Below are 25,199 nucleotides of genomic sequence, written 5' to 3' on the forward strand. Positions count from 1 at the left end.
GTGCTGCTGGCGCTGTTGGCGTTATTGCTGTTCGCATGGTTCGTCTCGCTGGGCCAGTGGCAGGTGCGGCGGCTGGCGTGGAAGCTTGAGCTGATCGAGCGCGTCGAGCGCCATCTGCAGGCCGAACCGGTCGCGGCGCCCGGCCGCGAGGCCTGGCCGGCGATCGCCGCCGGCGCGGTCGACGAGTATCTGAAGGTGCGCCTCGATGGCGTGTTCGTGAACGAGCGCGAGACGCTGGTGCAGGCGGTGACGGAGCAGGGCCCGGGCTTCTGGGTGCTGACGCCGCTGCGCGGCGCTGACGGCGCGTTCTATCTCGTCAATCGCGGTTTCGTCGATGCCGCGCACCGCGCGCCGGCGACGCGCGCGGCCGGGCAGCCGGCCGGCGCGGTGACGGTCACCGGTCTGCTGCGGCGCACCGAGCCGCGCGGCGGCTTCCTGCGCCGCAACGATCCGGCCGCCGGCCGCTGGTACTCGCGTGACGTCGCGGCGATCACCGCCGCCGACGGTCTGCCGGCCGCCGACGTGGCGCCGTATTTCGTCGATGCCGACGTCCGGCCGAACGCCGGCGGCTGGCCGCTCGGTGGTCTGACGGTGGTGCGTTTCCATAACAGCCATCTCGTCTACGCCATCACTTGGTATACGCTCGCGCTGATGGTGGCCGGCGCGGCGGGGCTGGTCGGCCGCCAGGAATGGACCCGGCGCCGCGCGCGGCGCGCCTGATACCGCGGCGGCAGCCCGCCTTGACCATGCAGATGCTTTCCGCCGCCGGCCGGCGCTCGCTGTTCGCCTCTCCGCGCGAGACGGTCGGCCAGCAGAACATGATGCAGCTGATCCAGCTGCGCTGGATCGCCGTCACCGGCCAGATCCTGACGATCGCCTACGTGACGCTGGCGTTCGACGTGCGCCTGCCGCTGGCGGCGATGTCGGCGGTGATCGGCGGCCTGGTCGCGCTGAACCTGTTCAGCCTGTGCCGGCCGCGCAAGCTCGGCGAGGTGCGCAACGGCGATCTGCTGGTCGGCCTGCTGTTCGACGTCGCCGCGCTGACCGCGCTGCTGTATCTCAGCGGCGGCGCCACCAATCCGTTCGTCTTCCTCTATCCGCTGCAGGTCACCGTCGGCGCGGTGATGCTGGAGGCCTGGTCGACGTGGACGCTGGTCGGCGTCACCACGGCCTGCTTCCTCGGCCTGACGCGCTGGTATCTGCCGCTGTCGCTGCCGTACGGCGGCGTCACCGAGCTGTTCCGGCTGCACATCATCGGCATGCTGATCTGCTTCGTGCTCGACGCCGGGCTGCTGGTGATCTTCGTCACCCGCATCAACCGCATCCTGCGCGCCCGCGACGCGCGCCTCGCGGCGCTGCGCCAGCGCGCCGCCGAGGAGGACCACATCGTGCGCATGGGCCTGCTGGCGTCCGGCGCCGCGCACGAGCTCGGCACGCCGCTGGCGACGCTGTCGGTGATCCTCGGCGACTGGCGGCGCATGCCGGTGTTCCGCGACGACGCCGAGCTGCGCGCCGAGCTGGAGGACATGCAGGCCGAGGTGCAGCGCTGCAAGACCATCGTCACCGGCATCCTGCTGTCGGCCGGCGAGGCGCGCGGCGAGACGCTGAAAGTGACGACCGCGGTGCGTTTCTTCGACGAACTGGTCGCCGACTGGCGCGCGACGCGATCCGCCGCCGCGCTTGAATACGACAACGAGATCGACGAGGACGCGCGCATCGTTTCCGACACGGCGCTGCGCCAGATCATTTATAACGTGCTGGACAACGCCTTCGAGGCCTCGCCGGGCTGGGTCGGCATGCAGGTCCTGCGTGACGGCGAGACGCTGACGCTGACCGTCAGCGACCGCGGCCCCGGTTTCGCGCCGGAGATGCTCGCCCAGTTCGGCAAGCCGTACCAGTCGAGCAAGGGGCGTCCGGGCGGCGGGCTGGGCCTGTTCCTGGTCGTCAACGTGGTGCGCAAGCTCGGCGGCCGCGTGCTGGCGGAGAATCGTCCGGAGGGCGGGGCGCGCGTGACGCTGCAGCTGCCGCTCGCGGCGCTGGCGATCGGGGAAGAGGATGAGCGGATCGACTGAAACGGAACTTCTGATCGTCGAGGACGACGCCGCCTTCGCGCGCACGCTGAAGCGCTCGTTCGAGCGGCGCGGCTATCGCGTGCTGCTGGCGACCAGCCCGGCCGAGGCGCAGGCGCTGCTGCAGGACTGCGCGCCGCAGCGCGCCGTGGTCGACCTCAAGCTCGGCACGGCCTCGGGCCTGAGTGTCGTGCAGGCGCTGCACGAGCACGACGCCGGCATGCAGATCGTGGTGCTGACCGGATTCGCGAGCATCGCCACCGCGGTCGAGGCGATCAAGCTCGGCGCCTGCAACTATCTGGTCAAGCCGTCGAACACCGACGACATCGAGGCGGCGTTCGTGCAGCAGCCAGGCAAGGTCGACGTGCCGGTCGCGGCGCGGCCGACCTCGATCAAGACGCTGGAGTGGGAGCGCATCCACGAGGTGCTCGCCGAAACCGGCTTCAACGTCTCCGAAGCGGCGCGGCGCCTCGGCATGCACCGCCGCACGCTGGCGCGCAAGCTCGGCAAGCGCTGGGTGCCGGAGTCCTGAGCGTCCGCCGCGACGCTGTCGGCGTTGACCGGCCCTAGTCCGGCGCCATGATCGCCGCGCGCAGCGGCGCCGGCCAGTCGAGCCGGGCGAGACGCGCGTACATCGGGCTGTGGCGGGCGGCCGCGGCCATGCGTTCGAGCAGGGCGACGTCCTGCGCCAGCAGCGCCGCGTGCAGGCGGCGCACCGCCTCGGGTTCGTCGATGCTGTCGGCGACCGGCAGCAGCGCCGGCCACAGTTGATGCGCATCGCTGAGCTGCACGATGTGGCGGATGCTGTCCTCGGCGCGCGACAGCGCGAGCTCGCCGAACTTGCGCCGCCAGCGCGGCGCCAGCTCGGCGATCAGCGACAGCGCTTCCGGCCACAGCGTGCCGCCGCCGTCGAGCGCGGCGTCGATGATGCCGCCGAAGCGGGTCTCCGGCAGGTGCTCGATCACGCGGTCGAGACGCGCGCGGTCCTCGGCGTAGAACGCGACCTTGAGCAGCACGGCGTCGTCCGTCAGCCGTGTCACCGTCGCCAGCAGTGCGTCGAGTCCGAGGATGTCGACGAAGCGCCCCATCGTCACGTACTCGCCGCGGCGCGCGAGTTCCAGCGAGACCGCCACGCAGCGTTCGACCGGCATGCGCTCGACGACGGCGCGCGCGCGGCGTGGATCGAGCTCGAGGCAGAGGTCGGCGAGGAAGGCGTCCGGCAGGCGCCGGGCGATGTCGAGCGCGGTGTCCGGCGGCAGCAGCCCGGCGATGCGCGCGCACAGCAGCGGACCGAGGCTTTTCTCGGCGATCAGCGCGGCGATCGCCGCCGGCAGCAGCCGGGTCGCCGCGGCGATGCGCTGCAGGTGCTCGCGGTCGGCGTCGTAGAGCATCGCCGTGGCCCGTTCGCGCAGCTGCGCGAGCGGGCCGTGGCCGACGACCTCCAGGGCGCGCAGGCGTTCGCCGGGCACGTCGAGCAGGCGGGCGAGGCGCTGCAGTTCGGCGCGGGTGCGCAGGGTGCTCATCGGGCGGCTGCGGCTAGCGGATCCCGAGGATTTTTCTGACCGCGCCGCGCAGCAGCAGCGGCACATGCAGCAGCGCGCTGTCGGTGGCGGCCGCCATCTGCGCGCGCTGGCGCCGGCGCGCGTCGCGCAGCGCGTCGGCGAGCTGCTGCAGCGACGCCGCGTCGAGTGCGGCGAGGGCGTCCGGCGCCGGCGCGCCGAGTTCGCGGGTGACGATCTGGAGTTTGCTGGCCTTGCCGCTCATGTCCGGTCCGTGGGGCTTAAAAGAAGGCGGCCTTGCGGCCGCCGAAGAACACACATCCCCAACCTTTCATACTGCTTATCTGCTGCGCGCCTTGCGCTTGAGATTCGCCGGATCGAAGTAAGAATCCGGGAAACGGATCTCGAAATCCGTGATCGCGTCCTCGTTGGCCAGCGTCGTCGCGAAGTAGCGCGTCGACTGCAGATCGTAGATCAGCTCCGGAATGCCCGTCGTCGTCGGAATGAACGGCACCGTCAGCAGGTGCGCCTCCTGGACTTTCCAGAGCTGGCCGCGACCATCGTAGCAATCCTCGGCGGCGATCGCCCAGCTGTCTTCGTCGATATAGAAGGTGCGACGCGCGAAGTTGTGGCGCATGCCCGGCTTGAGCGTCGCGTCGACGACCCAGACGCGGTGCAGCTCGTAGCGGGCGAGGTCCTGATTGATATGGTGCGGCCGCAGGATGTCGGCGTACTTCACCTTCGGCGAATTGATCTGGTACGAGTTGTACGGAATGTACATCTCCTTGCGGCCGACCAGCTTCCAGGTGTAGCGATCGAGCGCGCCGTTGAAGACGTCGATCTGGTCGTTGTACTGCTCGTTGTCGGTGCCGACCGCCGGATTGTCGTAGCCGACGTCGGGCGCGCGGTTGACGCGGCCCAGACCCGGCGAATAGATCCAGGCGAGACGGCCGCCGGTCGACTGGTCCAGCGTTTCGTGCACCAGCGTGATCTGGCCGGCGACGCGCGGCGGCGAGACGACGGTGGACAGATAGTAGGCGAGCAGCTTCTGCGTATTGGTGTCGCCGGGCTCTTCGAGGTTCGCGTACTTGAACTTCACGTCCTCGACGATCTTGGTGATGATGTAACTGCCGTCGGGCTTGACGATCGCCTGATTGTTGAAGCGCCTGGCGGCCGAGCCCTTGTACTTGAGCTTGTGGTTCCAGACGACCTCGGCGCCCGACTTCGGGATCGGGAACGGAAAGCCGAGCCGCGCATTCCTGATCGTGTCGGTGCCTTCGAGGCTGGCGCGGGTGGCGTTGTCGATCGTCGCCTTGTAGATCGCGTCCGGGTAGAACGCGGTGCGTACCGACTTGTAGACGTTCATCTTGTACGTCGGGTACTTCTTCAGCAACGCCTTGTGACCTTCCGTCAGCTGGTCGGCGTACTGCGCCATGTTGGCGGCGGTGATGGTCACGACCGGCTTCAGATAGTCCGGCGCCATCGTGCCCTTGAACTTCGCTTCGAGCTCGTCGGGCTTGTTCTTGCGCAGGTCTTCGAGCTGGGCGCGCGTGTAGTGCTTGGTCTCTTCGGGGAAGTTCTTCTCGCCGGTCCAGTCGGGGATCGAGCCGTCGGCGTTGCCCTGGCGGATCGCACCGACCGGCGTCAGGTCCTGGCCCAGATGCGCGGCCTCATCAGGCGTGGCGGTGGCCCACGCGCTGGCGTTCACGGTCACGGCCACGACGGCCGCCAGCGCGGCCCGGTGCATCGGCTTCATCCCTCTCTCCTCCTGACGCCGCCCTTCCTGGGCAGGCTGGCGCGGCTCTTGGCAGTCCGCTTGTGCGACGCACGGTAAGAGACGGGCGCGGAGGCGTCCTTGGCTGCTCGGCGCCGGTGCTTGGCGGCAGGGTCAGTCGCTCAGCGTGCCGAGGCGCGTGCCAGACGTCGATGCGAGCGTTTCTGCTCGCGGTACTGCACCGGGGTCATGTTCGACCAGCGCTTGAACGCGCGGTAGAAGGTGCTGGGCTCGGAGAAGCCGGTCAGGTAGACGATGTTCTCGATCGGCTCCTCGGTGCCGGCGAGCAGGCGCTTGGCGAGCGCGAAGCGGAAGTCCGACAGCAGTTCGGAGAAGCTGGTGCCGGCGCGCGACAGCTCGAAACGCAGGCGCCGCGTCGGCACGCCGAGTTCGTCGGCGACGTCCTCGAGCGTCAGCTGGTCGAGTTCGAGCCGCTGCGCGAACAGCTTCTGGATGCGCTCGATGAGATCGTGGCGGCGCAGCTTCGACAGGCGCCGTTCGGCGAGATCCTCGTGCAGCTTGAGCAGGTCCGGGTCCCAGCGCGGCGAGCGGTATTCGAGGATCGCCGGATCGAACCAGATCTCGCTTTCCGGCGCGCCGAAGCTGACCGGGCAGCCGAAGGTCTGGTCGTATTCGGCCTGGCCGGCGCGCTGGCTGCAGTGCAGGGCGACGCGCAGCGGCGCGAAGCGCTGCTCGGTGACGCTCTTGAGGAACTGGATCAGTTCGTAGACCACGCAGATTTCGGTATGGCGCAGCTGCGGCGCGTCGGCCGCGGTGCCCTTGACCAGCGCGCGCGCACCGTCGCCGTCGTTGACGACGCGCACGTTCAGCGCGTCGGACAGCAGGCGCAGGTACTTGAGTGCGCGCTCGACGCCTTCGCCGAGCGTGGCGCTGCTGAAGATCAGGTATTCGAGCACTTCGCCGTGGAACACCGGCAGGTGCTTGCACAGGTGCAGGCCGATCTCGGCATCGCCGGTGACGGCTTCGACGGTTTCCCAGAAGTAGGCCTGCAGCTGGTGCGGGGTGCGCATCTCGCGCAGCGGCAGTTCTTCGGCGTTGTAGCCTAGCCGCTCGTAGATGGCGTTGACCTTCAGGCCGGCGTTGACCATGCCGGTGTGAATGATCTCCAGGAAGTAACCCGAATCCCGCATGCGCGTGGTCCTATGGAAATGGTCCGAGGCTGTGCTGCCGATGCGACAGTTTGCCGAAATGACAACGCCAGGTCACGCTCGGGCAATGCCGCCCGGCAGGTGCACTGCTAGCGTCCGTCGCCATTACCCGCCGGCAGAGCGGGGTCATGGACGGGAGGAGCAAGGATGCGTTTGGCACGACACGCGTGGGTGCTGGCGCTCGCGGCGCCGGCGGCCGGCGCCGCTGACTGGCAGCTCGGCGACGTCAACTTCATGCTGAACAACCGCTTCAGCGCCGGCGCCGCGATCCGCATGCAGGACATCGACTACCGGCACCAGATCGGCAAGCTCAACGTGCCGGGCCAGCAGGATCTCTGCGCGGCCGACAACTGTCTGTCGCTGACCGGGGATCCGGCGCCGAACCAGCGCCTGATCGACGCCAGGGGCGCGTTCAGCGGCGTCAACGGCGACGACGGCGATCTCAACTACCGGCAGTACGACATCGTCGCCGCGACCACCAAGCTGTCGGCGGACCTGACGCTGACCTGGAACGACTGGACGGCGCGCGTGCGCGGCCTCGGCTTCTTCGATCCGGTCAACAACGATTTCGACGAGCGCCACAACGACACCACCTACCAGCCGCGCCGCACCGAGCGGCCGGAGCAGATCGACCGCCGCTACGCCGAGGGCGCGCGCCTCTACGATGCCTACGTGCAGTACGCCTTCACCTGGGGCGAGCGCCAGGGCACGGTGTCGGTCGGCAGTCAGACGGTGCGCTGGGGCGAGAGCACCTTCGTCGCGCTCAACAGCATCGCCGAGGTCAATCCGCCGGACTCGAACATCCTGCACATGCCGGGCTCCGAGTTCAGCGAGGTGTTCCAGCCGGTGCCGGTCGCGCTGCTGTCGTCGGATCTGTTCGACGGTGTTTCGGCGGAGGTCTTCTACCAGCTCGGCTGGCGGCGCACGCGGCCGGATGCGCGCGGCAGCTTCTACTCGGACAGCGATATCGCCGGCGGCGGCCGCTACGCGATGTTCAGCCTCGGCCAGCTCGGCGAGGACCCGGACGGCATCGGCCATCTGGCCGGCCCGCTCGGCTTGATCAGCGGCACCTCGGCGCGCATGCTCGCGCACGAGGGCCGCGCATCGAACGACGGCCAGTACGGCGTGCGCCTGAACTACTTCGCCGACTGGCTCAACGGCGGCACCGAACTGAGCCTCTACTACCTGAACTATCACTCGCGGCTGCCGTACGCCTCGGCGTACGCCGCCGACGATTCCTGCACGCGCGACGTGAGCAACGTGGTCAGCGCGTACTTCGCCTGCAACGGATTCAACGGCACGCTGCCGCTGCCCCGGCCGCGGCCCGGCGATCCGCGCGGCGAGCCGCTGCCGATTGACACCATCCGCCTCGCGCTCGAATACCCCGAGGACATCCACCTGTTCGGCGTCAGCTTCAACACCAACGTCGGCTCGTGGTCGCTGGCCGGCGAATACGCGTTCCGCGACAACCTGCCGGTGCAGATCCAGCTGACCGACGTGATCTTCACCGCCGCGCAGCCGGCGTTTCCGGCGCAGCAGTACTCGGTGACGCCGAACGGCCTCAACGATCTCATCAACCTGCTGCCGACCGGCAGCGGCGGCCTCGGCGACATCGTCGAACTGCTCGGCTCGACCTTCCCGTCGGCCGACGTCGCGGTGCCGAGCTTCATCAAGTCCTACCGCCACCTCGGCCGCATCGAGGCCGGCCAGTACGTGCGCGGCTACGAACGTCTCAAGGTCGGCCAGCTCGACCTGACGGCGATCCGCGCGTTCTCGGAGAACCCGTTCGGTGCCGACCAGATCATCCTGATCAGCGAGCTTGGCCTGACGCATGTGGTCGACATGCCGCGGCACGGCCAGATCCAGTTCGAGGGCTCCGGCGCCGGCCGCACGCACCACAGCCCGGGCGCCGACGGCACCGGCACCGCCGACGGCGAGCCCGACCCGCGCCGCCTCAATCCGACGCAGCAGAACCGCGGCTTCGCCGATTCGTTCGCCTGGGGGCTGCGCTTTGCGCTGCGCGCCGAGTACAACGACCTGCTGTTCGGCTGGAACTTCAAGCCGACGCTCGGCTATTTCTGGGACATCGGCGGCATCGCGCCGTCGCCGATGCAGAACTTCGTCGAGGGCCGCAAGGAGATCGCCGCCGGCACCGACATCAACTTCACTGAAGGTCTCAGCGCCCGCGTGCTCTACCAGTGGTACACGGGCGGCGGCGGCTACAACACGCGCCGCGACCGCGACAATCTCGCGCTGAGCTTCAGCTACGCGTTCTGAGGCGTCGTCGCCGCCGCTGCCGCGCGGCCGCCGCCGGGCGCCGCGCAAAGAAAAAGGGGCCGCGCGGCGGCCCCTTTTTTGTGCGACGGCGGCGTCGGCCGCCGGTCTTTACTCCATCACCTTCAGCTCGACGCGACGGTTGTTCTCGCGGCCCTGCTCGGTGTCGTTGCTCTCGATCGGCTGGCTCTCGCCGTAGCCGACCGGCGACATGCGCGCGGCGGCGACGCCGTGCTCGGCGAGGAAGGCCTTGACCACGCGCGCGCGGCGCTCGGAGAGGCCCTGGTTGTAGGCGTCCGAGCCGATGTTGTCGGTGTGGCCCTGGATCTCGACCTTGACGTCCGGATAGGCCTGCAGCGTCTCGGCGACCTGCGCGAGCACGGTCTTGGCGTCGTCGGTCAGGCGGTCGGAGTCGAACTCGAACTTCACGCCCTTGAGCACGAAGCGCTTGTCGACCGCGCAGCCGTTGGCGTCGACCTGTTCGCCCGCCTTCGGCGTGCGGCAGTCGCCGACCAGCGCGCAGCCGTTGGCGAGCACCTTGGCGCCGGCCGGGGTGTGCGGGCATTCGTCGACCGTGTCGAGCACGCCGTCGCCGTCGCCGTCGAGCGGGCAACCCTTGTCGTCGACCTGCATGCCGGCCGGCGTGTCCGGGCACTGGTCGGCGCGATCCGGCACGCCGTCGGCGTCGGCGTCGGCCTCGCAGCCGTTGGCGTCGACCACGGCGCCGGCCGGGGTGTTCGGGCACTGGTCGGCGTCGTTCGGCACGCCGTCGTTGTCATCGTCCGCGGACGTGATCGCCGCGATCTCGGCGCCGCTGTCCTGCGCCTGTTCCTCGGGCAGACCGAACGGGAACAGCAGGCCGAGGTTGTAGACGCCCTCGGCGAAGTTCGAATCCTTGCCCTTGGCGCCGGTCGGTTCGCTGCCCTTGGCATCGGTCCGGTAGCGCGCCTCGGCGCGAATCATGATGTGGCGCGTGACCGGCTGCAGGTAGCCGAGGCCGACGTCGAACACGGTCGAGTCGTAGTTGGCGCGCGGGCCGGGCAGGTCGCTGGTGTGGCCGACCATCAGCGACACCACGCCGAACAGGTTCGGCAGCGTCTGCGACGGGAAGAACAGCGCGCTGGCGCCGTAGCCGTTGAGCTCGGCGCTGCCGCCGCCGCTCTTGGCGTCCATCGTCGAGTAGAAGCCGGTCGCTTCGACCGTCAGGCCCCAGGTCAGCTTCTTGCCGACCGAGAGGATGCCGCCGAGACCGCCGTCGGTGCCGCGGTCGCTGTCCGAATCGGTGTACGAGAACATCGGCGAGACGTACCACGGCGTGCCTTCGAGTCCGCGCGGGCCTCTCTCGCCGTCATCCTGTGCCCAGCCCTGGCCGGCGCCGAGCAGCGCGCACAGCAGGCCGATTACCTTGAGTCCCTTCATGGCATTCCCCCATTGATTTCGTTTTGAGAATCGCTCCGCTGGACTATAGCAGCGCCTCCGGCGGGCCGCCGCGCTGCGCGCGGACCACGCGACGGGCGCGGCGGCAACGTATAATCCCGGCCCTTTTCCCCTTGAAGACACGCATCCGCAATGGAAGCGCATCAGTTACGCAATGAGGTGACGGCCCTGCAGGCGCGTTTCGACGCGCTGCGGGGCTATCTTTGACTACGAAACCAAGCGCGATCGCCTGGTCGAAGTCAACGCCGAGCTTGAGCGCGGCGAAGTCTGGAACAACCCCGAATACGCCCAGAACCTGGGCCGCGAGCGCGCCAAGCTCGAGGACGTGATCCGGCCGATCGAATCGGCCGACAACGGTCTCAAGGACGCGCTCGACCTGCTCGATCTCGCCGAGGCCGAGGCCGACCAGGCCACCGTCGACGAGGTCGCGCGCGACGTCGCCCGCTTCGAGAAGATGGCGGCCGACATGGAGTTCCGCCGCATGTTCAGCGGCGAGCTCGACGACGCCAACGCCTATCTCGACGTGCAGGCCGGCTCCGGCGGCACCGAGGCCCAGGACTGGGCCGAGATGCTGGCGCGCATGTACATCCGCTGGGCCGAGAGCAAGGGCTTCAAGGTCGAGCTGATGGAACGCTCGGATGGCGAAGTCGCCGGCATCAAGTCGGCGACGCTGTATATCCAGGGACCGTATGCCTACGGCTGGCTGCGCACCGAGACCGGCGTGCACCGCCTGGTGCGCAAGTCGCCGTTCGACTCGGGCAACCGCCGCCACACCTCGTTCGCCGGCGTGTTCGTCGCGCCGGAAGTCGACGACGACATCGACATCGAGATCAATCCGGCGGACCTGGAAGTCGCGACCTACCGCTCGTCCGGCGCCGGCGGCCAGCACGTCAACAAGACCGAGTCGGCGATCCGCATCAAGCACGTGCCGAGCGGCATCGTCGTCGCCTGCCAGACCGAGCGCAGCCAGCACGCCAACCGCGACCGCGCGATGAAGATGCTCAAGGCGCGTCTGTACGAGCAGGAAATCCAGAAGCGCAACGCGCAGAAGCAGGCGCTCGAGGATTCCAAGAGCGACATCGAGTGGGGCAGCCAGATCCGCTCGTACGTGCTCGATCAGTCGCGCATCAAGGATCTGCGCACCGGCGTCGAGATCGCCGACACGCAGAAAGTGCTGGACGGTCACCTCGACCCGTTCATCGAGGCGAGCCTCAAGCAAGGATTGTGAGAATGAGCGAAGAGCAGAAGCCCGCGACCGCGGCCGCCGAGGGCGCAGTGCCCGTCGACGAGAACTACGTCATTGCCGCCCGCCGCGACAAGCTCGACAAGCTGCGCGCCGCCGGCAACGCCTACCCGAACACCTTCCGCCGTGACACGCTGGCCGAGCACCTGCACGGCTTCTACGGCGAGCGCGACGCGGCGTCGCTGGAAACCGAGACGCAGATGTTCGCGCTCGCCGGCCGCCTGATCGCCAAGCGCGTGATGGGCAAGGCCAGCTTCGGCCAGCTGCAGGACATGTCCGGCCGCATCCAGATCTTCGTGCAGCAGAACGCGGTCGGCGCCGAGGCCTACGACGCGTTCAAGCACTACGACGTCGGCGACATCGTCGGCGTGCGCGGCACTGTGTTCAAGACCAGGACCGGCGAGCTGTCGGTCAAGGCGCAGACGGTCGAACTGCTGGTCAAGGGCATCCGCCCGCTGCCGGAGAAGTGGGCCGGTCTGACCGACACCGAGATCCGCTACCGCCAGCGCTATGTCGACCTGATCGTCAATCCGGAGGTCAAGCGCACCTTCGAGAAGCGCGGCCAGGCGGTGCGCTTCATCCGCAACTTCCTCGACACGCTCGGCTTCGTCGAGGTCGAGACGCCGATGCTGCAGCCGATCCCGGGTGGCGCGACGGCGCGCCCGTTCATCACGCATCACAACGCGCTCGACCGCGATCTGTACCTGCGCATCGCGCCGGAGCTGTTCCTCAAGCGCCTGGTGGTCGGCGGCTTCGAGAAGGTCTACGAGATCAATCGCAACTTCCGCAACGAGGGGCTGTCGACGCGGCACAACCCCGAGTTCACGATGCTGGAGTTCTATCAGGCCTACGCCGATTACCAGGACGCGATGGATCTGGTCGAGACGCTGATCCGCGATCTGACGCTGTCCGTCAACGGCGGCGGCAAACTCCGGTATCAGGATCGCGAATACGATCTCGGGCAGCCGTTCAAGCGCATCTCGATGCTCGACGCCGTCATCGAATACGCGACGCTGGCGCCTGGCGCCGTCGAGACCCTGAGCGGCTGCGAGCCGCTCGACGCCGCCGAGCTGCGCAAGCTCAACGAGGTCTACATGCAGCAGGTGCTCGGCGCCTGGGGCGTCAAGACCAAGGGCATGGGACCGGGCAAGCTGCTGACGGAGATCTTCGAGAAGACCGTCGAGCCGAACCTGTTCGACCCGACCTTCATCACCGAGTATCCGACCGAAGTCTCGCCGCTGGCGCGCCGCAACGACGACAACCCGGACGTCACCGACCGCTTCGAGTTCTTCATCGGTGGCCGCGAGGTCGCCAACGGCTTCTCGGAGCTCAACGACGCCGACGACCAGGCCGCGCGCTTCAAGGCCCAGGTCGCCGCCAAGGACGCCGGCGACGACGAGGCGATGGTCTACGACGCCGACTACATCCGCGCGCTCGAGTACGGCCTGCCGCCGACCGCCGGCGTCGGCATCGGCATCGATCGCCTGGTGATGTTCCTGACCGATTCGCCGAGCATCCGCGACGTGCTGCTGTTTCCGCAGATGCGGCCCGAAGCGTAGGGCTTCGCGGCGGCAGACGCGTACGCCGCTTCGAGCGGGTGGGCGGCGGGCGGCAGGAGGCGGGGCCTGGCCCCGCCGGCTGATCCGGCAGACCCGGTCCCTGACCCGGTCTGCCGTCCCTGACGCACGGCCGCCGCAGCGTCCCGCGCCCTGAGGCCGGAGCCTGCGCGGCATGCGGCCCGGCGCACTCGGGGCCCGCGCCGCGCGGCGGCGCAAACGAATGAAGCCGGCGCCGCGCCATGGCCGGCCCGGCAAGCGAACGAGGAGCGGATGGATCGTCAGCTGCGCATCTGGATCATCGCCTCCGCCGCGATCATCGCGATCGGTCCGTTCTCGATCGACATGTACCTGCCGAGCTTTCCGGCGCTGCAGGCGCATTTCGGCGCCGACGCGGCCGCCGTGCAGGCGACGCTGTCGGCCTTCTTCATCGGCCTGGCGATCGGCCAGCTCGTCTACGGTCCGCTCGCCGACCGCTACGGGCGGCGCAAGCCGCTGCTGTTCGGCATGGCGGTCTACGCGCTGGCCTCGGCGGGCTGCATCTTCGCCCCGAGCATCGAAGGACTCGTGCTGCTGCGTTTCGTGCAGGCGCTCGGCGGCTCGGCCGGCATGGTCATCGTCCGCGCGATGGTGCGCGATCGCTTCCCGCCGCAGCAGATGGCGCAGGTGCTGTCGGCGATGATGGCGGTGATGGGCATCGCCCCGGTGCTGGCGCCGACCATCGGCGGGCAGGTCTTCCACGCCTTCGGCTGGCAGGGCATCTTCGCGGCGCTGACGCTGTTCGGCGCGTTCTGCATGCTGCTCGCCGCGCGCGTGCTGCCGGAGACCATCGCCCAGCGTCGCGCGCATGGCGTCGCCGAGGTCGCACGCAGCTACCTGCACCTGCTCGGCCATCGCCGCTTCATGGGCTATGCGCTGGCCGGCGGCACCGCGCAGGGCGCGATGTTCGCGTACATCTCGGTCGCCGCCTTCGTCTTCATCGACGCCTACCAGCTGAGCCCGCTGCATTTCTCCTGGCTGTTCGGCATGAACGCCGCCGGGCTGATCGTCGCCTCGCAGCTCAACGCGCTGGCGCTGCGGCGCCTGCCGGCGCAGCGCGTGATGCGCCGCGCGCTGGTCAGCAGCGCCGGCGCCAGCTGCGTGCTGCTGCTCGACGCCGTGACCGGCTTCGGCGGTCTCGCCGGCATCGTCGTGCCGCTGTTCTTCGCGATCGCCAGCCTCGGCTTCTCGTTCCCGAACGCGACCGCGGCAGCGATGGCGCCGTTCGGCGATCGCGCCGGCATCGCCTCGGCGCTGCTCGGCACGCTGCAGTTCACCATCGCCGCCGTCACCGGCGCGATCGCCGGCGCGCTGCACGATGGCACGCCGGTGCCGATGGGCGCGGTGATGGCGGCCTGCGGCATCACCGCGGTGACGCTGGTGCACGTGCTGGTGCCGAAGGTCCAGGCCGACGGCACCTGAGCGCTCCGGCGCGGGCCGCTCAGGCGCGGCCGCGGGCGCGGTACTCGGCCGGCGCGTTCGGCACCACGTCCGGCAGCGTGCCGTCGCGGTTGCGTGTCTGCCGCGGAAAAACACTGAACTGGTTGAGGCGCAGGCGCACGTGCTGCTGCGGACGCAGGGTCTGCGTGTCGTAGTGCAAATGCGGCACCTCGATCTCGATCGCCTGGCCGGATGCGGTCACCGCCTCGCAGCGCAGGATCGGGCCGGTGCGCTGCGTGCTGCGGATGACCGCGTCGAAGCCGGGCGCGCCCGGCTCGGTGACGCGCAGGTCGCCGGGCCGCACGTAGACGTCGACCGGGCCGGAGCCGTGCAGGCTGGCGGTGACGATCGGCGTGTCCTGGCCGTCGACGTAGACCTCGCGGCCGCGCACCTCGCCCGGCAGCACGTTGGTATTGCCGAGGAAGTCGAACACGAACGGCGTCGCCGGCTGCTCGTAGACCTCGTCGGTGGTGCCGACCTGCTCGATGCGGCCGCGATTCATGACGACGACGCGGTCGGCGAGTTCGAGCGCCTCCTCCTGGTCGTGCGTGACGAAGATCGTGGTCACGCCGGTCTTGTCGTGCAGCTGGCGCAGCCAGCGGCGCAGGTCCTTGCGCACCTTGGCGTCGAGCGCACCGAACGGCTCGTCGAGCAGCAGCACGCGCGGCTCGATCGCCAGCGCGCGCGCCAGTGCCACGCGCTGGCGCTGGCCGCCCGACAGCTGCGCCGGATAGCGCTGGTCGAGGCCGCCGAGCTGCACCAGTTCGAGCAGCTCGCGGGCCCGTTCGCGGATGAGCGCTTCCGGCGGCCGCTCGCGACGTTCGCGCACGCGCAGGCCGAAGGCGACGTTGTCGAGCACCGTCATGTGCTTGAACAGCGCGTAGTGCTGGAACACGAAGCCGACGCGGCGCTCGCGGATCGGGCGCCCGGCCATGTCCTCTTCGCCGAACACGATCGCGCCGCGGTCGGGAAACTCCAGGCCGGCGATCACGCGCAGCAGCGTGGTCTTGCCCGAGCCCGACGGGCCGAGCAGGGCGACCAGCTCGCCGGAGGCGATGTCGAGATCGACGCCGCCGAGCGCGGGGAAGCTGCCGAAGGCCTTGTGGATGCCGCGAACTTTGATTTCCATGTGCATCGATTCCGCTGGTTTTGAAAATCCGCGCCGGTGAGGCGATCGGCCGGACGTCCAGTGAGTGTCCGGACCGCCGAACGGCGCGGTGCCTGTCGGGACGACATCAGTGGCGACGGGTCGCCACGAGTTCGTCGCCGTGCCGCCATTCGAGATAGGCCTTGAGGCCGAGCGTCACCAGCGCCAGCAGCGCCAGCAGCGAAGCCACGGCGAACGCGGCCGAGAACTGGTATTCGTTGTAGAGGATCTCGACGTGCAGCGGCATGGTGTTGGTCTGGCCGCGGATGTGGCCGGAGATCACGCTGACCGCGCCGAACTCGCCCATCGCCCGCGCGTTGCAGAGCAGCACGCCGTAGAGCAGGCCCCAGCGGATGTTCGGCACGGTGACGCGCCAGAAGGTCTGCCAGCCGCTGGCGCCGAGCGACAGCGCCGCCTGCTCGTATTCCGTGCCCTGTTCGTGCATCAGCGGGATCAGCTCGCGGGCGATGAACGGGAAGGTCACGAAGATCGTCGCCAGCACGATGCCCGGCACCGCGAACGCGACCTTGATGCCGTGCTCCATCAGCCACGGCCCGGCCCAGCCCTGCGCGCCGAAGATCAGGATGTAGATCAGGCCGGCGACCACCGGCGAGACCGAGAACGGCAGGTCGATCAGCGAGATCAGCAGCGACTTGCCGCGGAACTCGAACTTGGTGATCGCCCAGGCCGCGGCGACGCCGAACACCAGGTTCAGCGGCACGGTGATCGCGGCGGTCAGCAGCGTCAGCCGGATCGCCGCCAGCGCGTCGGGCTCGACGAGCGCGGCGAAGTAGGCCGATACGCCGTTGCGCAGCGCTTCGACGAACACCGCGATCAGCGGCAGGAACAGGAAGCCGAGCAGGAACAGCAGCGCCACCGCGGTCAGCGTCCAGCGCACCCACGGCGCCTCGGTGACCGCCGCGTTGCGCCGCATCAGCGGCCCCTGCTTGAATTCCGGCGGCAGGCGCGGCGGGTCCTGCAGCGTCGCATCGGTGATGGTACTCATGCGGGCGTACTCGAAGCGTGGGTCTGGCCGTCCGTGGCGCGACGGCGGTTCCTGAACGGGCTCCGGCCCGGCGTCCGGTTCACCCGGCACGACCTTGCGTCATGCCGGGCGAGGCCGAACGCCCCGCGGCCGCGCGCTCGGCGGCGCGATGGTTCAGCGCACATGCGCGTGTCTCCGCCTCGCCCAGGCCTGCAGGCCGTTGATGACGAGCAGCAGCGCGAACGACAGGATCAGCATCGCGCTCGCCACTGCGGTGGCGCCGGCGTAGTCGAATTCTTCGAGCTTGATGATGATCAGCAGCGGCGCGATCTCCGAGACCATCGGCAGGTTGCCGGCGATGAAGATCACCGAACCGTATTCGCCGACCGCGCGTGCGAACGCGAGCGCGAAGCCGGTCAGCGCGGCGGGCAGCACGGTCGGCAGGATCACGCGCGTGACGGTCTGCCAGCGATTGGCGCCGAGCGAGGCGGCGGCTTCCTCCAGCTCCTTCTCGGCGTCCTGCAGGACCGGCTGCACGGTGCGCACGACGAACGGCAGGCCGATGAAGGTGCAGGCGATGATGATGCCGAGCGGCGTGTACGCAACCTTGATGCCGAGCGGTTCGAGATACTGGCCGATCCAGCCGTTGCCGGCGTAAAGCGCCGTCAGGGCGATGCCGGCGACCGCGGTCGGCAGCGCGAACGGCAGATCGATGACGGCGTCGAAGAAGCGTTTGCCGGGAAACTCGTAGCGCACGAAGACCCAGGCGATCAGCGGCCCGAACACGGCGTTGATCGCCGCGCCGGCCAGCGCCGCGCCAAAGCTCAGCTTCAGCGCGGCGAGCACGCGCGGCGAGCTGACGACGTGCCAGTAGCCTTCGGCGCCGAGCCCGGCGGCGTGGACGAACACGCCGGCGAGCGGGATCAGGACGAGCAGGCTCAGGTACAGCAGGGTGTAGCCGAGGGTCAGGCCGAAACCGGGAATCACGGTTCGGGTGCGGGATCGGACAATGGCGCTCATGAGATGGAACTCGTGACGGACGGAACGAAGGCGGCGCCGGGCGCGCCGCCGCCGCGCAGCGCTGCGTGAGGACGGCGATCAGCGCTGTGCATAGATCTGGTCGAACACGCCGCCGTCGGCGAAATGCGTGGCCTGGGTCTTCGGCCAGCCGCCGAAGGCTTCGGCGACGGTGAAGGCCTGCACCGCCGGGAAGCGCTCGGCGTGCTTCTGCAGCACCGCCTCGTCGACCGGACGCAGGTCGTTGCGGGCGATGATTTCCTGGCCGGCCGGGCTGAAGTGGAATTCGAGATAGGCGCGCGCCAGCTGCTCGTGTCCCTTCCTGGCGGCGACCTTGTCGACCACGGCGACCGGGTTGTCGGCGCGCACGGAGAGCGACGGCACGACGACCTCGAAGCGGTCGGCGCCGAGTTCCTTCTGGATCAGGCGGATTTCGTTCTCGAAGGTCAGCAGCGCGTCGCCGATGCCGCGCTGGGCGAAGGTCGTGGTCGCGCCGCGGCCGCCGGTGTCGAGTACCGGCACGTTGGCGAACAGCCGGGTCACGAACGCGCGCGCCGCGGTGTCGTTGCCGCCGGGCTGCCGGCGCGCGTACTGCCACGCCGCGAGATAGCTGTAGCGGCCGTTGCCGGAGGTTTTCGGATTCGGGATCACGACCTGCACGCCGGGCCTGACGAGATCGCTCCAGTCGCGGATGGCCTTCGGGTTGCCCTTGCGCACGAGGAACAGGATCGGCGACCACGACGGGCTGGCGCCGTGCGGGAACTGGTTCGCCCAGTCGCGCGACAGCACGCCGGCCTTGGCGATCGCGTCGATGTCGAGCGGGTTGTTCATCGTCACCACATCGGCCTCCAGCCCGTCGATCACCGAGCGCGCCTGCTTGCTGGAGCCGCCGTGCGACTGGTCGATGCCGACGCTCGTGCCGGTCCTGGCCTTCCAGTCGGCGACGAACGCCGGATTGAAGTCGCGGTAGAAGTTGCGGGCGACGTCGTAGGACACGTTGAGCAGCGGCGTGTCGGCCTGCGCGAACGGCGCGGCAAGGCCGAGCGCGGCGGCGGCGAGGGTGCGGATCCAGATTTTCATGGCGGGGGTTCGGAAGGGACGGATCGGTTCAGACGAAACGCAGCTCGTCGGCGCCGTACTGGCGTTCCTGCGGCTGCAGCGGCCGGGCCAGCGGATAGCGCCGACGATCCAGCCAGCGGGTGTTGCTGAGCCAGAGCCCGTCGACCTCGGCGCCGTGCGCGCGGTTGACGAGCACGATGCGGCGCAGGCGCTGGTCGAGCAGCGCCAGCTTGTTCTCGGCCTTGAGGCCGTGTTCGAGCACCTGGATGAAGGCGTAGTCGCTGAGCAGGCCGGGGTGACGCTGCGCCAGCGGCCGCAGCACGTCGCTGACGAAGTGCCAGGTATCCGATTTGCCGGCGACGCGCGTTTCGAGCTTGAGCGTGCCGTTGTGCATCAGCCAGACGCCATCGACGATCTTGAACGGATGCACGTTGTCGATGCCGCTGCCGCCGCGAGTCTGGCGGCGCAGATGCAGGACGTACTCGGCGCTGCGGTAGGCGCGCTCGATGTCGATCAGTTCGTCGACGTCGACCCGCGCGCGCTTCTCGATCAGCACGCGGCCGCCGTCGTCGAAGCCCATCAGGCCCCAGCCTTCGCCGTTGTGCACGGCGGCGGCGGCGAGCAGATCGGCGGGAATCTCGGCGCCGGCGGGTTTGTGGATGATCAGGCACATCGGCGTCAGCCCAGTTTCGCCACCAGCACTTCGGTGGCCTTGAAGATCGCCAGCACATCGCTGCCGATGCGCAGCGGCAGGCGTTCGACCGAGCTGGTGGTGACGACCGCGCTGATGATGCCGGCCGGGGTCTCGACCTCGATCTCCGACATCACCGGGCTGCGATGGATCGCGACGATGCTGCCCTTGAACTGGTTGCGGGTGTTGATGGCGGTGACGCTCACGGACGGACTCCGGTCGGGGGATGCGAAGAAAGGCCAGCGGCTACGCGGCCTGGTCGCCGATCTTGGCGATCAGCACCTCGGTGGCCTTGAACAGCGCCAGCGCGCTGTCGCCGATGCGCAGCTTGAGGCGGTCGATCGAGCTGGTCGTGATGACGGCGCTGATGATGCCGGCCGGCGTCTCGATTTCGACTTCGGACACGACCGGGCCGCGGTTGATCGAGACGACGCTGCCCTTGAACTGGTTGCGGGTGTTGATGGCGGTGACGGACATGGGGGAGTGCTCCATGGTGGATTCGAGAAGGGCGGCGGGGCGGTCGCGTGCGTGCGGCCGTCCCGCCCACCACCGGGGTGCGCTAGTTCTTCAGATAGATCTGGTCGAAGACGCCGCCGTCGGCGAAGTGCGTCGCCTGCGCCCGGGTCCAGCCGCCGAAGTCGGCGATCGTGACCAGGCTCAGCTTCGGGAACTGGTCGGCGTAGCGGGCCGCCACCGCCGGATTGGTCGGACGGTAGTGATTCTTGGCGATGATCTCCTGCGCCGCGTCGGTGTACAGGTACTGCAGATAGGCCTCGGCGACCTTGCGCGTGCCCTTGCGCTCGACGTTCTTGTCGATCACTGCGACCGGCGGTTCGGCGAGGATCGACAGCGACGGCGCGACGATCTCGAACTTGTCGGCGCCGAACTCCTCGAGCGACAGGAAGGCCTCGTTCTCCCAGGCCAGCAGCACGTCGCCGATGCCGCGCTGCACGAAGGTCGTGGTCGCGCCGCGGGCGCCGGTATCGAGCACCGGCGCGTTCTTGAACAGGGCCTTGATGTACTCGCGCGCCTTGGCGTCGTCGCCGTTGTGCTTCTTCAGCGCGTAGGCGTAGGCGGCGAGGTAGTTCCAGCGCGCGCCGCCGGAGGTCTTCGGATTCGGCGTGACGACGCTGACGCCCGGCTTCACGAGATCGTCCCAGTCCTTGATCTTCTTGGGGTTGCCCTTGCGCACGAGGAAGACGATCGTCGAGGTGTACGGCGACGAGTTGTGCGGCAGGCGCGACTGCCAGTTCGCCGGCAGGGCCTTGGCGTTCCTGGCGATCGCGTCGATGTCGGCGGCCAGCGCCAGCGTCACGACGTCGGCATCGAGGCCGTCGATGACGGCGCGCGCCTGCTTGCCCGAGCCGCCGTGCGACTGCTGGATCGTCACCGTGTCGCCGGTCTTGACCTTGTAGTCGGCGGCGAACGCGGCATTGACGGCCTTGTACAGCTCGCGGGTCGGATCGTAGGAGACGTTCAGCAGCTGGTAGCTGGCGGCGAACGAAGTCGCCGGCACGGCGACGGCCAGCGCGGCCGCGGCGAGGATTTTCTTGATCATGACAAGCTCCTGGCGTTCGTCGGGTTCAGAACGCGATCTGGAAACGGGTGAGCAGCAGTTTTTCGTCTTCGCGGTCACCGCTCGCGGCGCCGCCGTCGAAGCCGGTCTGCGCGTAGCTCAGGGCGACCTTCAGGTTGTTGACCGGATACCAGTTGGCGCCGGCCGCCCAGGTCGTGGCCTTGCTCGCCGACTTGCTCGGGTCGGCGAAGATCGGGAAGGCGTCGTCGTCGATGTCGAGCACGCCGTAGCGCGCGACCAGCTCCCAGGCGCCGAAGCCGCCCTTGTCGATCGGGTTCTTCGGCTTGCCCAGGCCCGAGAAGCTGGCGTCCTCGCCGGTCAGGACGTAGCTGGCGACCGCCTGCCAGGCCTTGTTGTCGAGCTTCTCGCGGCTGGCGCCGAGCACCACTTCCTGGCGCGCGACGATGTACTCGGCGAGCAGGCCGAAGCCGTTGCGGTAGAAGTACGCCTGCGGGCTGATGCGCGTTTCGGCGCCGTCGTAGCCGACCGTGCTGCCGGTCGCCGCCCGATAGCTGAAGAAGGTGTTCTGGCCCGGCGAACGGTACTTGAGCTGCGTCGCTTCGGCGCTGCCCTGCTTGTCGCCATACGAGGCGCCGACGCCGAAGCCCAGACCCTGGAAGAAGCCCGGGTCGTTCTTGAACGGCTCGGCGAACAGGCGCGCGGCGAGTTCCTTGCGGTTGTCGCTGTCCGGCTGCTGCTTGCCGTCGCGGCCGTCCGGCGCGCCATTGAACACGCCGATCGCGTAGCTCGTGGTGCCCGACAGGAACGTGCCGCCGAGCTGCACACCGTAGTCGCGGTTCGGGCCGAGTTCGTTCGGAAAGCCGCGTTCGTTGAACTCGATCGCGGCGCTGGCCTGCAGGTTCTCGAGCACGACCGGCGCCTTGAACTTGCCGGCGCGGATGTTGAAGGCCGGCGACAGGCGCAGTTCGCCGTAGACGTCGGAGACCGTCGCACTGTCCGGCGCGAAGTTCGGCTGGATGCGGAAGAACAGCGACTTGCCGAGCGTCAGCTCGAAGGTCGGCTCGACGCGGCGCAACAGGAAGCCGTCGTTAGTGCGCGGTGCCTGATCGCCGAAGTACCAGCGGCTGTCGGCCTGCAGCAGGCCGCGGAACTTGAATTCGTAGTCGCCCTTGGCCGACTTGATGCTGAAGCCTTTCTCGCTGGCCGACACGGTCGCCGCGGCTTTGGCCCTGGCGTCGCTTTCTTCCTTCTGGATCTCGAGCTGGCGCTCGAGCACGCGGATGCGCTGGTCGAGCTGTTCGGTGCTCGGCGCCTCCTGGGCCTGGGCGCCGACCGCCGCCGCCAGCAGCGGCACGACGCTGAGCCGCGGAATGCTCCGCTTGATGTGCGTATTGAGGTGCTTCGGCATGAACGCGACTCCCTGGTCACGAGGTCTGAAAGTGCGCACATGCTGCCGGGCCGAAGTCGGCCAGTAAAAGAATATGTGGAGACTTTTATAGTTCTGTAAGTTTTAAGAGTGCCAATGGAACACCCGCTCCGGCGTCCGCAGCGGTCTGCGCCGTGGCGGCGGTGATCGAGGGTGGTTTCGGCCGCAGCGGCCGATTCGCGGCCTGCGCGGCCGGTTTCAGGCTGGGCCGCGGGGCAGGGCGTGGTCGCGCGCCGGATCGTCGCCGCGCGGCGCCGGGCGTGGTGCCGGGCACGGCGCCGGGGAGGGTGCCGGCGGGGCGGCAAGTGTGCGGACCGTCGGACGCGGGGCCGGCCGGCCGGTTCCGCCGCTTGCCGCGGGCCAGGCGCGCGGCTGCGGCGAGCGCTTCAGTAGCGCGGCACGCCGGGGTCGACGTCGGTCGACCACGCGTCGATGCCGCCGGCGACGCTGGCGACGTCGGCGAAGCCGTTCTTTTCCAGGAAGCGGCCCGCCATTTCCGAACGCACGCCGTGGTGGCACAGCACGGCGATCGGCGCCGCCGGGTCGAGCTCGCCGAGCCGCTGCGGCAGCTCGTGCATCGGCATGTGCCGGGCGCCGGCGATCGCCGCGAGGGCGAGTTCGTCGGCGCTGCGCACGTCGATCAGCGTGACGGCCTGCGCCGCCAGCTGCGCTTTCAGTTCGGTGACGGAAATGATCTTCATGGCGGCAGTGTAGGGCGGGCGCGTGCGATGCCGGTAGGGGGCGTTCGGCGCGGCGGCCGCGCGGCTACTCGACGCGGAAACGCACGACGCCGATCAGCTGGTCGCTCTGCGTGACCACACGCACTTCCCAGCGTCCGCGCGGATCGGGCGGGAACGCGGTCTTGTGCGTCCAGGTCCGGTAGCCGGATTCGCGGCTGCCGCGGATCTCGATCGGAATGCTGTCGATCAGCCGGCCTTCGTGCCACCACTGGTGGACAATGCGTTCCTCGACGCCGCGCGGTGCGTGGATCGGCGTCCACACGTAGAGGCCGTCATCGCGCAGCGCGTCGGCGCCGAGCCGCTCGACGGCCGGGCCGGCGCCGCGGTGCTCGGCATCGAGCGTCTGCGTGGCATGGGCGTCGTAGACGCGCAGCGTCGACGGCGGAATCGCGAAGCGCAGCGCGCTGAGCGTGCCGGCGAGCAGCAGCGCGCCGGCGAGCGCGGCCGGCCAGCGCAGCCAGCGCCCGCACGGCAGCGCCGCAGCGAAGGCCGGCAGCGACAGCAGCGCGGCGGCGCCGATCGCCAGCCACAGGCTGGTCGCGGTGGTGATCTGCCACAGCATCGGCGCCGCCGTCAGCACGGTCGTGAAGCCGGCCGCGGCGTGAAAGCTCCACAGCAGGGGCCGGCTGACGACGACGCGGCCGAAGTACAGCGGGTCGATCATCGACACCAGCGAGAAGGCGGCGAGCAGCAGCACGAACAGCGGCTGCGTGCTGGTCCAGGTGGTCGTCGCCAGGAAGAACGGCAGCGTGAAGAAGAAGGACTCCTGGTGCAGCGCCTGCAGCAGGTAGCGCAGCAGCGCCGGCGAGTAGCGCGCCCAGCGGCCGCGCTCGGCGAGGCGCATCCAGTACGGTTCGGTCAGCGCCGCCAGCCACGACAGCGGCAGCAGGATCACCAGCATCTGCGCGACTTTCTCCTGGCGCTGGATCAGCAGCAGGCTGGCGACGCCGGCGAGAAAGCTGCCCAGCGCGACGAGATGCTTGTAGCGCGCCCACAGCGCGGCGAGCCGCGCGCGGGCGTCGAAGCGGGCGTTCATGAGTCCTGCGTCGGCGCCGCTTGCGGATGCACGAGGTTGGCCAGCTCGGTGCGGCTGTAGACGCCGAGCTTGCGGTAGACGCGGTACAGGTGATTGGCGACCGTCGACGGCGCCACGCCGATCTTCTTCGCCGCCTGCTTGAACGACAGGCCCTGCGCGACGCAGTAGACGATCTCGCGCTCGCGCGCGGTCAGGCGGTCGAGCGGTCCGGCCGGCCACATGACGACCAGGTAGAGATCGCTGAGCCGCTCGCAGCGCACCATCAGGTCCGCGTACGGCGCGATCTCGCCGGGCGCCGGCAGCGCGAACGGCAGGCGCTGCGGCTCGCGGTTCGGCAGGCGCTCGTCGAGCAGGTCGAGAAACCGCGGCTGGGCCTCGTGGAAGATGCCGGCGCCGTCGACCACCGCGCCGGCCGCGCCCGGCGGACGGTCCGCGTGCGTGCGCGCCAGGTGCAGGAAGAACGAGTGCGAGGCGGCGTTGAACAGGTGATAGATGACGCGCTTCTGGCGCTGCCGGTCGAGCTCGCTGAACGGCGCGTCGCGGTCGCGCCGGTACAGCGTCAGCAGCGAATACAGGCCGCTGCGCCGGTCGAGATGGCCGGTCGACAGGATGCGGTGGATGCCGTACGGCGCGAAGGTGCTCGCGTACAACTCGGAGGCGAAGAATTCGGCGTCCGGGAACACGTCGCGCATGTCGACCGGCGTGTCGAGGTTCTGCAGGATCTCGGCGATGATCGGGTTGATCGCGGTGGTCGACTGCAGCTGCCGCGGAAACTCCGCCGGCAGGCCGTGCACGGTGACGGTATGGAAGCGCAGCTGCGAGACGCTGCCGGTGCCCCACAGCGCGCCGTCGCAGGGCACGACGCGCGCGAGCTGCGACAAGGCCCATTCGCGGAACTGGCCGGCCGGCACCTGCAGGCCGGAACGGTAGGCGCGGGCGATCAGTCGATCGACCGGATCGATGGCGTCGACGGGGGAGGGCTTTTGCATGCCGGCTTCGAGCGCTTCCTGCTTTTTTCGGACGACGGGCCTGTCCGATTTCCGTGGGCGGTTTTTACTATC

General features: G+C 69.2%; 24 protein-coding genes. 7 read left to right on the plus strand and 17 right to left on the minus strand.

All coding sequences use genetic code 11. The features are described from left to right. The first annotated feature begins 3 nt into the window (after nt 1-3). The 3 genes from K343_RS0114995 to K343_RS0115005 are packed head-to-tail and all read left to right on the plus strand — an operon-like array spanning nt 4 to nt 2,601. A complete protein-coding gene (locus K343_RS0114995; protein WP_051278519.1) occupies nt 4-720 on the plus strand; it encodes an SURF1 family protein in 717 nt (238 codons plus the stop codon). Nucleotides 721-746: 26 nt separating this feature from the next. Beyond that, nucleotides 747-2,072, plus strand: a complete 1,326-nt coding sequence (locus K343_RS0115000) for an ATP-binding protein (RefSeq protein ID WP_043112896.1) — start codon at nt 747-749, stop codon at nt 2,070-2,072. Next, a complete protein-coding gene (locus K343_RS0115005; RefSeq protein ID WP_028008771.1) occupies nt 2,056-2,601 on the plus strand; it encodes a response regulator transcription factor in 546 nt (181 codons plus the stop codon). Before K343_RS0115000 ends, K343_RS0115005 begins: the two co-directional genes overlap by 17 nt. A 34-nt stretch (nt 2,602-2,635) precedes the next feature. On the opposite strand, the gene K343_RS23580 is transcribed toward K343_RS0115005, so the two are convergent. From K343_RS23580 to K343_RS0115025, 4 genes are all read right to left on the minus strand, one after another. After that, the gene (locus K343_RS23580; RefSeq protein WP_051278508.1) at nt 2,636-3,592 is read right to left on the minus strand and encodes a hypothetical protein; all 957 of its coding nucleotides are present in this window, start codon (nt 3,590-3,592) and stop codon (nt 2,636-2,638) included. 13 nt (nt 3,593-3,605) lie between these two features. Next, on the minus strand, nt 3,606-3,833 hold the full coding sequence (locus tag K343_RS0115015) for a hypothetical protein (protein WP_028008772.1): 228 nt from the start codon (nt 3,831-3,833) through the stop codon (nt 3,606-3,608). Nucleotides 3,834-3,908: 75 nt separating this feature from the next. Further along, nucleotides 3,909-5,324, minus strand: coding sequence for a DUF1329 domain-containing protein (locus K343_RS0115020; protein ID WP_043112880.1), 1,416 nt, complete (start codon nt 5,322-5,324; stop codon nt 3,909-3,911). 140 nt (nt 5,325-5,464) lie between these two features. Further along, nucleotides 5,465-6,493, minus strand: a complete 1,029-nt coding sequence (locus K343_RS0115025; protein WP_028008774.1) for an AraC family transcriptional regulator — start codon at nt 6,491-6,493, stop codon at nt 5,465-5,467. Between the two features lie 165 nt (nt 6,494-6,658). Here K343_RS0115025 and K343_RS0115030 point away from each other — a divergent pair, with 165 nt between their 5' ends. Continuing rightward, on the plus strand, nt 6,659-8,788 hold the full coding sequence (locus K343_RS0115030; RefSeq protein ID WP_084615917.1) for a DUF1302 domain-containing protein: 2,130 nt from the start codon (nt 6,659-6,661) through the stop codon (nt 8,786-8,788). A gap of 108 nt (nt 8,789-8,896) precedes the next feature. Here K343_RS0115030 and K343_RS23585 read toward each other — a convergent pair whose 3' ends face one another. After that, a complete protein-coding gene (locus K343_RS23585) occupies nt 8,897-10,204 on the minus strand; it encodes an OmpA family protein (RefSeq protein ID WP_051278510.1) in 1,308 nt (435 codons plus the stop codon). 150 nt (nt 10,205-10,354) lie between these two features. Here K343_RS23585 and prfB point away from each other — a divergent pair. The 3 genes from prfB to K343_RS0115050 all read left to right on the plus strand — a co-directional run bounded on the left by prfB (nt 10,355) and on the right by K343_RS0115050 (nt 14,482). Beyond that, nucleotides 10,355-11,450, plus strand: a protein-coding gene (gene prfB, locus K343_RS0115040; RefSeq protein ID WP_154662599.1) for a peptide chain release factor 2 whose coding sequence is annotated in 2 segments (ribosomal slippage) — nt 10,355-10,426 and nt 10,428-11,450 — 1,095 coding nt in all. Because the reading frame shifts where the segments join, the coding sequence is not laid out codon by codon here. Nucleotides 11,451-11,452: 2 nt separating this feature from the next. Continuing rightward, nucleotides 11,453-13,024 (plus strand): lysine--tRNA ligase, encoded by a 1,572-nt coding sequence (gene lysS / locus K343_RS0115045; protein ID WP_051278512.1) that lies wholly within the window; start codon nt 11,453-11,455, stop codon nt 13,022-13,024. 270 nt (nt 13,025-13,294) lie between these two features. After that, nucleotides 13,295-14,482: a multidrug effflux MFS transporter gene (locus K343_RS0115050; protein WP_028008778.1), complete on the plus strand. Its 1,188-nt coding sequence runs from the start codon at nt 13,295-13,297 to the stop codon at nt 14,480-14,482. A gap of 19 nt (nt 14,483-14,501) precedes the next feature. Here K343_RS0115050 and K343_RS0115055 read toward each other — a convergent pair whose 3' ends face one another. From K343_RS0115055 to K343_RS0115110, 12 genes are all read right to left on the minus strand, one after another. Continuing rightward, on the minus strand, nt 14,502-15,629 hold the full coding sequence (locus K343_RS0115055; RefSeq protein ID WP_028008779.1) for a sulfate/molybdate ABC transporter ATP-binding protein: 1,128 nt from the start codon (nt 15,627-15,629) through the stop codon (nt 14,502-14,504). 106 nt (nt 15,630-15,735) lie between these two features. Further along, nucleotides 15,736-16,581, minus strand: coding sequence for a sulfate ABC transporter permease subunit CysW (gene cysW / locus K343_RS0115060; RefSeq protein ID WP_043112900.1), 846 nt, complete (start codon nt 16,579-16,581; stop codon nt 15,736-15,738). 225 nt (nt 16,582-16,806) lie between these two features. Beyond that, a complete protein-coding gene (cysT, locus tag K343_RS0115065; protein WP_043112882.1) occupies nt 16,807-17,652 on the minus strand; it encodes a sulfate ABC transporter permease subunit CysT in 846 nt (281 codons plus the stop codon). 78 nt (nt 17,653-17,730) lie between these two features. Continuing rightward, the gene (locus K343_RS0115070; RefSeq protein WP_028008782.1) at nt 17,731-18,729 is read right to left on the minus strand and encodes a sulfate ABC transporter substrate-binding protein; all 999 of its coding nucleotides are present in this window, start codon (nt 18,727-18,729) and stop codon (nt 17,731-17,733) included. Between the two features lie 28 nt (nt 18,730-18,757). Further along, nucleotides 18,758-19,381: a class II glutamine amidotransferase gene (locus K343_RS0115075; RefSeq protein WP_028008783.1), complete on the minus strand. Its 624-nt coding sequence runs from the start codon at nt 19,379-19,381 to the stop codon at nt 18,758-18,760. Between the two features lie 5 nt (nt 19,382-19,386). Next, entirely contained in the window at nt 19,387-19,605 is a 219-nt protein-coding gene (locus K343_RS0115080; protein WP_028008784.1) for a TOBE domain-containing protein, read from the minus strand. A 40-nt stretch (nt 19,606-19,645) separates the two neighbouring features. Then, entirely contained in the window at nt 19,646-19,876 is a 231-nt protein-coding gene (locus tag K343_RS0115085; protein ID WP_020649126.1) for a TOBE domain-containing protein, read from the minus strand. Between the two features lie 82 nt (nt 19,877-19,958). Continuing rightward, nucleotides 19,959-20,957 (minus strand): sulfate ABC transporter substrate-binding protein, encoded by a 999-nt coding sequence (locus K343_RS0115090; RefSeq protein ID WP_028008785.1) that lies wholly within the window; start codon nt 20,955-20,957, stop codon nt 19,959-19,961. Between the two features lie 25 nt (nt 20,958-20,982). Next, entirely contained in the window at nt 20,983-22,344 is a 1,362-nt protein-coding gene (locus K343_RS22395) for an OprO/OprP family phosphate-selective porin (RefSeq protein WP_051278514.1), read from the minus strand. A gap of 404 nt (nt 22,345-22,748) precedes the next feature. Beyond that, complete coding sequence (locus K343_RS0115100; RefSeq protein ID WP_028008786.1) at nt 22,749-23,063, minus strand: rhodanese-like domain-containing protein; 315 nt, start codon at nt 23,061-23,063, stop codon at nt 22,749-22,751. A 64-nt stretch (nt 23,064-23,127) separates the two neighbouring features. Beyond that, complete coding sequence (locus K343_RS0115105) at nt 23,128-24,138, minus strand: DUF5924 family protein (protein WP_028008787.1); 1,011 nt, start codon at nt 24,136-24,138, stop codon at nt 23,128-23,130. After that, on the minus strand, nt 24,135-25,127 hold the full coding sequence (locus tag K343_RS0115110) for a helix-turn-helix transcriptional regulator (protein WP_043112883.1): 993 nt from the start codon (nt 25,125-25,127) through the stop codon (nt 24,135-24,137). Before K343_RS0115110 ends, K343_RS0115105 begins: the two co-directional genes overlap by 4 nt. Nucleotides 25,128-25,199 lie beyond the last annotated feature (72 nt).

It is taken from the genome of Solimonas flava DSM 18980, assembly GCF_000426685.1.
Lineage (GTDB): Bacteria > Pseudomonadota > Gammaproteobacteria > Nevskiales > Nevskiaceae > Solimonas > Solimonas flava.